Annotated in this window: 6 protein-coding genes; 5 read left to right on the plus strand and 1 reads right to left on the minus strand. The window is 59.6% G+C overall.

Annotation, left to right across the window (positions count from 1 at the left end):
* The first annotated feature begins 166 nt into the window (after positions 1-166).
* From pssA to bioD, 3 genes are all read left to right on the plus strand, one after another.
* Positions 167-916, plus strand: a complete 750-nt coding sequence (gene pssA, locus AWT75_RS15110; RefSeq protein ID WP_420835430.1) for a CDP-diacylglycerol--serine O-phosphatidyltransferase — start codon at positions 167-169, stop codon at positions 914-916.
* A 306-nt stretch (positions 917-1,222) separates the two neighbouring features.
* Positions 1,223-3,019 carry a 2-isopropylmalate synthase gene (locus tag AWT75_RS15115; protein WP_045845775.1) on the plus strand — a complete coding sequence of 599 codons (1,797 nt, stop codon included), beginning with the start codon at positions 1,223-1,225 and terminating at the stop codon, positions 3,017-3,019.
* 314 nt (positions 3,020-3,333) lie between these two features.
* Positions 3,334-3,975, plus strand: coding sequence for a dethiobiotin synthase (gene bioD / locus AWT75_RS15120; RefSeq protein ID WP_062790096.1), 642 nt, complete (start codon positions 3,334-3,336; stop codon positions 3,973-3,975).
* Here the strand turns inward: bioD and AWT75_RS15125 are convergent.
* On the minus strand, positions 3,965-5,227 hold the full coding sequence (locus AWT75_RS15125; protein WP_062790085.1) for an HD-GYP domain-containing protein: 1,263 nt from the start codon (positions 5,225-5,227) through the stop codon (positions 3,965-3,967). The two genes, bioD and AWT75_RS15125, sit on opposite strands and share 11 nt — an antisense overlap.
* A 243-nt stretch (positions 5,228-5,470) precedes the next feature.
* Between AWT75_RS15125 and coxB the strand changes: the two genes are divergently transcribed.
* Together coxB and ctaD are read left to right on the plus strand one after the other, a co-directional pair.
* Positions 5,471-6,604: a cytochrome c oxidase subunit II gene (gene coxB, locus AWT75_RS15130; protein ID WP_082696136.1), complete on the plus strand. Its 1,134-nt coding sequence runs from the start codon at positions 5,471-5,473 to the stop codon at positions 6,602-6,604.
* Between the two features lie 9 nt (positions 6,605-6,613).
* On the plus strand, positions 6,614-8,242 hold the full coding sequence (gene ctaD / locus AWT75_RS15135) for a cytochrome c oxidase subunit I (RefSeq protein WP_193394090.1): 1,629 nt from the start codon (positions 6,614-6,616) through the stop codon (positions 8,240-8,242).
* The last annotated feature ends 149 nt before the right edge of the window (positions 8,243-8,391 follow it).

Genomic DNA, 8,391 nt, shown 5'->3' on the forward strand with positions numbered 1-8,391 from the left:
GGTATCGGTTCTGGCCCGGTTTTGCTGCTGACAGCGGCTTGGATTAAACTAGACGGTTCTGCGCTTCGGCGCCCGATTTATCCAGATCGTCGACGCATTGACTACCGGCTTGTATTCCTGCCGGTTCAGCGCCGTATCGACTGTTTCGCTTACGGATAACTTCATGATGCATGACCCCGTTCCGGGCAAGCCATCCCTGCGCCGCCAGGGTATTTACCTGTTGCCCAACTCCTTTACCCTGGCCGCGCTGTTTGCCGGTTTCTACGCCATCGTGCAGGCGATGAACCAGAACTTCCAGATTGCCGCCGTCGCCATTTTTGTCGCCATGATCCTGGACGGGATGGATGGCCGCGTTGCCCGGCTGACGCACAGTCAGAGTGCTTTTGGTGCCGAGTTCGACAGCCTGTCGGACATGGTGAGCTTTGGTGTGGCACCGGCACTGGTGGCCTATGAATGGCTGCTCAAGGACATGGGCAAGCTGGGCTGGATGGTGGCTTTCATCCATTGTGCCGGCGCAGCACTGCGGCTGGCCCGTTTCAACACCATGATAGGCAGCACTGACAAACGCTGGTTTACCGGCCTGCCCAGCCCGGCTGCAGCGGCGCTGGTGGCTGGCCTGGTGTGGATCTGCCATGCCTATGACTACACCGGCCTGCCGGGTTTGAAGTGGGTTCTGCTGGGCTTTACCGCCTTTTCCGGCATTACCATGGTGACCAATGTGAAGTTCTGGAGCTTCAAGGAAATCCACCTGCGCCGTCGCGTACCGTTTGTGATGCTGCTGGCGCTGGTGGTGGCTTTGCTGCTGCTGATGTCCGAGCCGCCGCTGGTGCTGTTCGGCTTCTTTGTCTGCTATGCGCTGTCCGGCTATGTGATGGCGGCCTGGCACTGGTGCAAGCCGAAGCCCGTGATGCTTTGAAGCTGCTGTTGGCTGTACAGATCACCCCGTTGGCGCCTGGCGCAACGGGGTTTTTTATTGCCCGGCGTGATGTAGGTATTGGACAGAATTGTCCAATTTTTGTCTGAATTGTTCTGATGGCTCAATCCGGGCACTGACGGCTTTTGGTGTCTGCGGCAGCCATTTTTTATGAATTATTGGACTTAATGTCCAATATTTGCATATTTGACACAGGATTTTTGATTTTCCAGCCCATGTTGCACTGCGTGTTTGACGAAATATTGTCCAATCGATACATTGGTTAAAACTTTGCTGCAGGAGCACAACATGCAATTGGACATTGAACGACTGATCGAAGACCTGGGCGGCCCCGGTGCGGTGGCTGAAGGCCTGAGTCAGCTGTTTCCCGATGAGCCGGTCAGCCGTGCAGCAATCTACAAATGGAGAGAACGTGGCAGCCTGCCGCTGTCACAGTTGAACAAACTGGCACAACTAGCCGCCAGCCAGGGCAAGAGATTCGATTTCAACGATTACCTGAACGCCGCCGGGACAGCAGCACAGGGACAAGGGAGAGCATTCGACATGGGCGACCGTCTTTACATTTTTGATACCACCTTGCGTGATGGCGAGCAGTCGCCGGGCGCTTCCATGACCAAGGAAGAAAAGATCCGTATCGCCCGTCAGCTGGAACGTCTGGGTGTGGATGTGATCGAGGCCGGTTTTGCCGCTGCCAGCCCGGGTGATGCTGAAGCCATCCGCGCCATTGCCGAGGTGATCAAGGATTCCACCGTCTGTAGCCTGGCCCGCGCCAACGAGCGCGATGTGCGTGCCGCCGGTGAAGCCATCAAGCCTGCTGCGCGTGGTCGCATCCACACTTTCATTGCCACCAGCCCCATCCACATGGAAAAGAAGCTGCGCATGAGCCCGGATGAAGTGGTGGCTGCAGCGGTAAAGGCAGTGCAGATTGCCCGTGAATACACCGATGATGTCGAATTCTCCGCCGAAGACGCCTTGCGTTCGGACATCGACTTCCTCGCCCGCATCTTTGGCGAAGTGATCAAGGCCGGTGCCACCACGCTGAACGTGCCGGATACCGTGGGCTACGCCGTGCCGCGTGCCACCGAGGCCTTCTTCCGCGAGCTGATCAGCAAGACGCCGGGTGGCGACAAGGTGATCTGGTCCGCCCATTGCCACAACGACCTGGGCATGGCGGTGGCCAACAGCCTGGCCGCAGTTCTGGGCGGTGCCCGTCAGGTGGAATGCACCATCAACGGCTTGGGTGAACGTGCCGGTAATGCCGCGCTGGAAGAAATCGTCATGGCCGTGCGTACCCGCAAGGATATCTTTGCCGTGGAAACCCGTGTCGATGCCACCCAGATCGTGCCGGCGTCCAAGCTGGTGTCCACCGTCACCGGCTATCCGGTGCAACCGAACAAGGCCATTGTCGGTGCCAACGCCTTTGCCCATGAATCCGGCATCCATCAGGATGGCGTGCTCAAGCATCGCGAAACCTACGAAATCATGTCCGCCGAAAGCGTGGGCTGGAGTGCCAACCGCCTGACGCTGGGCAAATTGTCCGGGCGCAATGCCTTCAAGACCAAGCTGACCGATCTTGGCATCGTGCTGGACAGCGAAGAGGCACTGAACGCCGCTTTCGCCCGCTTCAAGGACCTTGCTGACCGCAAACGCGAAATTTTCGACGAAGACCTGCACGCGCTGGTGTCGGACGAAATGGTGTCCACCCTGCAGGAGGACTACAAGTTCGTGTCGCTGAAGATCAACACCGAAACCGGAGAGGCCCCGCAAGCTGCCATCGTGTTTGTCGAACACGGCGTGGAAAAACGCTGCGAATCCAGCGGCTCCGGCCCGGTGGATGCCGCCTTCAAGGCCATCGAAAGCACGGTCAACAGCGCGGCCGAACTGGAACTGTACTCGGTGAACGCCATCACCAAGGGCACCGAATCGCAGGGCGAAGTCACCGTGCGTCTGGCCAAGGATGGCCGTGTGGTGAATGGCCAGGGTGCTGATACCGACGTGATTGTGGCCAGTGCCAAGGCTTATCTGTCCGCACTGAACAAGCTGAGCAACCGTCAGGAGCGTGTGAAGGCACAAGGCGACGTTTAAGAATACGATTTAGTTTTCAGCCGGGCTAACTGCCACAGCCCGGGACTGGTCTGACGGATTTTCCCCATCCCGTTCCCGTCAGGCCGGACCCGCCCGGTGGTAGCCATCCGGCAACAGGTTTCAGTTCACCCTTTGATTGAAACCACAGGCTCACAAGGCCGCTTCCCATTCAGCCCCGGCTCACAAGGCCAGTGCGGCAGACAGCCGACCCAGGAGGTCGGCGTTGTCGCGCTGGCGGGCTGACACCCGTCTTACTCTCCCGGCTGTCCCGCGTTATCATCGCGCCTGCTTCATTCATGCAAGGCACCCACATCATGTCCCAGGGATTTTTCATTACCGGCACCGATACCGAAATCGGCAAGACCCATTCCGCCGTCGCGCTGATCCGTCATTGGCAGGCGCAGGGCCAGCGGGTGGTGGCGATGAAGCCGGTGGCTTCCGGTTGCGAGATTCTGCCCGACGGCAGCTGGCAGAATGACGACGTGACCCGGCTGGTGGCGGCAACCGGACAGCAGGATCTGGACCTGATGAACCCCTACCGCTTTTTGCCGCCGGTATCACCGCATATCGCCGCGCGCGAAGCCGGGGTGGAAATTTCACTGGAGCATATTGTCAGCCACTACCGGCAACTGGCGGGTCAGGCGGATACCGTGCTGGTGGAGGCCGCCGGTGGCTGGCTGGCCCCATTGGCCGATGGGGTGTACATGGAAGACATGGCACGGGCGCTGCAACTGCCGGTGATTCTGGTGGTGGGCATGCGGCTGGGCTGCATCAACCATGCCTTGCTCACGGTAAGGGCGATTGAGGCTTCCGGCCTGACGCTGGCCGGCTGGGTGGCCAACCGGGTGGTGCCGCAGCAACTGGCCTATGCCGACAATCTGGCTACCCTCAAGGCAGCCATCAACGTACCGCTGCTGCTGGAACTTCCCTATGAAGGTGCGCCGGTCAATGGCTGACCGGGCTGGCCAGCAGCGTGCTGCTCAAATCCTGGAACAGCATGCTGTCATCCGGCCCCAGCCTGTCCTGTGACAGGCTGACATCCCGTCCCAGATTGCGAAGTCGCCAGGCAACTTCCTGACAGACCAGCATGATTTCCAGTTGCAGGTCGTCTTCCTGCGCCAGTGGGTGGCCGCCCTGCATGCCGGTGCTGAACAGCGAGCGCTGAATGCCATCAAACTGACTCAGGCAGCGCTGCAGTACCGCGGCACCGCTGCTGCCCAGTTTTTCTTCCTGCAAATTCAGCAGCAAATGCGTGATTTCGCCGATGTGCTTGAGCAAGTCATGCAGCATGGCTGTGGCATTGCCTGCTTTGTTCCCCACCGGCGTGGCCTGCTGTTGCCGTAGCAGACGGCTGAGCAAGGACACCGACGGGCGATGAAATTCCCCCGGGATGATGCGTAGCGCGATATCCAGCCGCTGGTGGGCATGGGTTTGATGCAGCAGCATCTGGGTGGCCATGTCCGCCACGGCAATGATCTGGCCGGCCACACCCAATTGTTTTTCCTTCTCCCGGCGCGGGTAGCCACTGCCATCCAGCCGCTCGTGGTGCTGCAAGATGGCCAGGGCGATGGCTTCCAGCTGCGCATGCTGGCCCAGCTGCAACATCTGGCGATAGCCGATCAAGGGATGCGTCAGGCGCACCCGCCATTCGCTGTCATCGGCGGTTTTGCTCTGGCGTGGTGTCTGATAAAGCTCCCCGATGTCATGAAACAGGGCTGCCAGCGCAATTTGCTCCAGCAGGGCGCTGGATTGACCTGTACGCATTGCCAGTCCCAGGCTGATCAGGCAGCACAACAGGCTGTGCCCCAGTTGCTGTTTTTCTTCCAGCATGGCCAACAGCACCAGCAGCGCGTGATTGAGCGGCAAGTCTTCCAGTACGGCAAGGCAGGCATGGCGATGTGCCGGCTTTTCCAGCAGTGTCTGTAATAGCCAGTGTTGTTCCAGTAGCTGGCAAAAGCGCTCATGCAATACGCGATGGCCAGCGAACTGCGGCAAGGCCAGGCTGGCTTCCAGTGGTGTGCGCAGCTGGTGTTGCGGCAGGGCTTGAACATGTTTTTCCTGCAAGGTCATGCCGCTGCGCAGCAGGATGCTGCCGTCCTGCGCCGCCAGGGTGTGTTCCACCACAATCGGCTGACGGGCCATCAAGCCGGATAGGGAGGCAAGAAAATGCGGGTTGGCGCTGAACTGATCACGACTGGCATTGGGCATGATGGATGTCTGCGATGTGGGCTGACAGGTTTTAGCAGTAAATGATGCGGACTAATCATCATTATTTGCCATCGTAACCCAATTACAAGTTCATGCATTTTGAATTTACATCACTGCCGCAGTGCGACATGAAAGATTCTTGTTTTTATTTTCATCTGACCTAGCATTGCAAACAGCTGTTGAATTTTGTTGTCAGTGTTTGAACAGGCCGCCAGCCATCCTGCGGCCGGAAAAGGGGGACGCATGTCCTGCCTTCGCCTCTGCGGCATCAGCGCCATATGGTTTGCCCTCCACAGCACCGCCGTGCAAGGGGAAACTGCGGCTTTCAATCTGCAGGCCCCCGCCACTTCTCTGGCCAGACTGGAATACGACCTGCACAGCATGCTGCTGTGGGTGACCGGGCTTATCTTCCTGCTGGTGTCGGGGGTGATGCTGTTTGCCATCGTGCGACACCGCAAATCACGCGCTTACCGCGCCAGAACCTTTCACGAAAACACCACGGTGGAAATCATCTGGACAGTGATTCCATTGCTGATCCTACTGGCCATTGCCTGGCCGGCCACCCGTGCCGTGCTCAGCCAGAAAAGCACGCATGGCGAGGACATGACCATCCGCATCACCGGCTATCAGTGGAAATGGCGTTACGACTATCTGGATGACAACTTCGGTTTTGTCAGCCATTTGTCCACCCCGCGCACCGCCACCGCGGCCGGTGCTGCTCGGCCGGAACATTATCTGCTGGAGGTGGACGAGCCATTGGTGCTGCCTACCGGGCGCAAGGTAAGGCTGCTGCTGACTGCCAACGATGTCATCCATTCCTGGTGGGTGCCACAGCTGGGGGTGAAGCAGGATGCGATTCCCGGCTTTCTGCGTGATGCCTGGTTCATGGTGGACAAGCCCGGCATTTATCGCGGGCAGTGTTCCGAGCTGTGCGGCAAGGACCACGGTTTCATGCCCATCGTGGTGGATGCGCGCAGCCCGGAGGACTATGCTCGCTGGCGCGATGCCAGGCTGAAACAGGCGGCGGCTGCGGCGGATGATCCGGCCAGGGTATGGACGCTGGCGGCGCTGCGCCAGCGGGGCGAAACGGTGTACGGCCAGAACTGCCTGCCCTGTCATCAGGCCAGCGGCAAGGGCATTCCCGGTAATTTCCCGGCGCTGGACGGCTCGCCGGTGGTCAATGGCGACAAGGCCGCGCATCTGCACATCGTGTTTTATGGTAGCCAGCGCAATCCGGCCATGCAGGCCTGGGGCAAGCAGTTGTCGGATACCGATATCGCTGCCGTCATCACTTACGAGCGCAATGCCTGGGGCAATCATAGCGGGCAGGTGATACAGCCTGCGGAAATCCACGCGCTGCGCGGCAGTAGCGGTTAGGAGGCGGTCATGGATCTGGCAGGCAATACGGCGCATGGCATGGTACCGGCACACAAGCCGCAAGGGCTGGCGCGCTGGCTGTTTGCCACCAATCACAAGGACATCGGCTCCATGTACCTGTGGTTTGCCTTCTGCATGTTTCTGGTGGGCGGGGTGCTGGCGCTGTGCATCCGTGCCGAGCTGTTCAGTCCCGGTCTGCAATTCTTCCAGCCGGAGCTGTTCAACCAGCTGACTACCCTGCACGGGCTGATCATGGTGTTCGGCGCCATCATGCCGGCCTTCACCGGGCTGGCCAACTGGATGCTGCCCTTGATGATAGGCGCACCTGACATGGCCTTTGCCCGCATGAACAACTGGAGCTTCTGGCTGCTGCCACCCGCCATGACCCTGCTGCTGCTGTCCTTCATCGTGCCAGGCGGCGCGGCGGCGGCGGGCTGGACGCTCTATGCGCCGCTGTCGGTACAGCTGGGCATGGGCATGGATCTCACCATTTTTGCCATTCACATCCTGGGCATCAGCTCCATCATGGGGGCCATCAATATCGTGGTCACCATCATCAATCTGCGTGCGCCGGGCATGCGCATGATGAACATGCCGATGTTTGCCTGGGCCAGCCTGATTACCGCCTATCTCATCATCGCGGTGATGCCGGTGCTGGCCGGTGCCGTCACCATGGTGCTGACCGATCGTCACTTCGGCAGCCACTTCTTCAATGCTGCCGGTGGTGGCGACCCCATCCTGTACCAGCACGTGTTCTGGTTTTTCGGTCATCCGGAGGTGTACATCATGGCCTTGCCAGCCTTTGGCATTGTCAGCCAGGTGATTCCCACCTTCGCGCGCAAGCCCTTGTTTGGCTACAGCTCCATGGTGTATGCCACCAGCTCCATCGGCGTGCTGTCCTTCATGGTGTGGGCACACCACATGTTTGTCACCGGCATGCCCGCCACGGCACAGCTGTTCTTCATGTACGCCACCATGCTGATTGCCGTGCCCACCGGGGTGAAGGTGTTCAACTGGATTGCCACCATGTGGCAAGGCAGCATGAGTTTTGAAACGCCGATGCTGTTTGCCATCGGCTTCATCCTGTTGTTCACCATCGGCGGCCTGTCCGGGGTGACGCTGAGTGTGGCGGCGGTGGATGTCCAGCTGCATGGCAGCTATTACGTGGTGGCGCATTTTCACTATGTGCTGGTGGCCGGTGCCTTGTTCAGCCTGTTTTCCGCCGTGTATTACTGGTTTCCCAAGATGACCGGGCGCATGTATGTGGAGCGGCTGGGCCAGCTGCATTTCTGGTGGTCCTTGCTGTGGTTCAACGTCACCTTCTTTCCCATGCACTTTCTCGGCCTGGCCGGCATGCCACGCCGCATTCCGGATTACGCGCTGCAATTTACCGATTTCAACCGCATTGCCAGTATTGGCGCCTTCATGTTTGGCCTGGGCCAGCTGATTTTCCTGCTGAACATCCTGTACTCGCTGCGCCATGGCAAAGCCGCGCCGCAACAGCCATGGGAAGGGGCAAACACCCTGGAGTGGCAGATACCCACGCCTGCGCCTTACCACAGCTTCAACCCGCCGCCACAGCTGGAAACCGCTGAAAACGGCGTGGTGCTGAGCATGCGGGAAGGCGGGCAGGGCTAGTGGGGGCCGGGCATGGACAGGGTGCGGATGGCCAATGCGGTATTGCTGCGCAAGCTATTGCTGGCGGTGCTGCTGATGTTCGGCTTTGCCTGGTTGCTGGTGCCCTTGTACCGGGTGCTGTGCGAGGTGAGCGGCCTGAACCGCGTGGT

The organism is Aquitalea pelogenes, assembly GCF_001515305.1.
Classification (GTDB): Bacteria; Pseudomonadota; Gammaproteobacteria; order Burkholderiales; family Chromobacteriaceae; genus Aquitalea; species Aquitalea pelogenes.

What these genes read in the sequence shown, in the direction of transcription:
- bioD (WP_062790096.1), top strand. Translation starts at nt 3,334, where the DNA reads ATGTCCCAGGGATTTTTCATTACCGGCACCGATACCGAAATCGGCAAG.
- AWT75_RS15115 (WP_045845775.1), top strand. Translation starts at nt 1,223, where the DNA reads ATGCAATTGGACATTGAACGACTGATCGAAGACCTGGGCGGCCCCGGT.
- pssA (WP_420835430.1), top strand. Translation starts at nt 167, where the DNA reads ATGCATGACCCCGTTCCGGGCAAGCCATCCCTGCGCCGCCAGGGTATT.
- ctaD (WP_193394090.1), top strand. Translation starts at nt 6,614, where the DNA reads ATGGATCTGGCAGGCAATACGGCGCATGGCATGGTACCGGCACACAAG.
- coxB (WP_082696136.1), top strand. Translation starts at nt 5,471, where the DNA reads ATGTCCTGCCTTCGCCTCTGCGGCATCAGCGCCATATGGTTTGCCCTC.
- AWT75_RS15125 (WP_062790085.1), bottom strand. Translation starts at nt 5,227, where the DNA reads ATGCCCAATGCCAGTCGTGATCAGTTCAGCGCCAACCCGCATTTTCTT.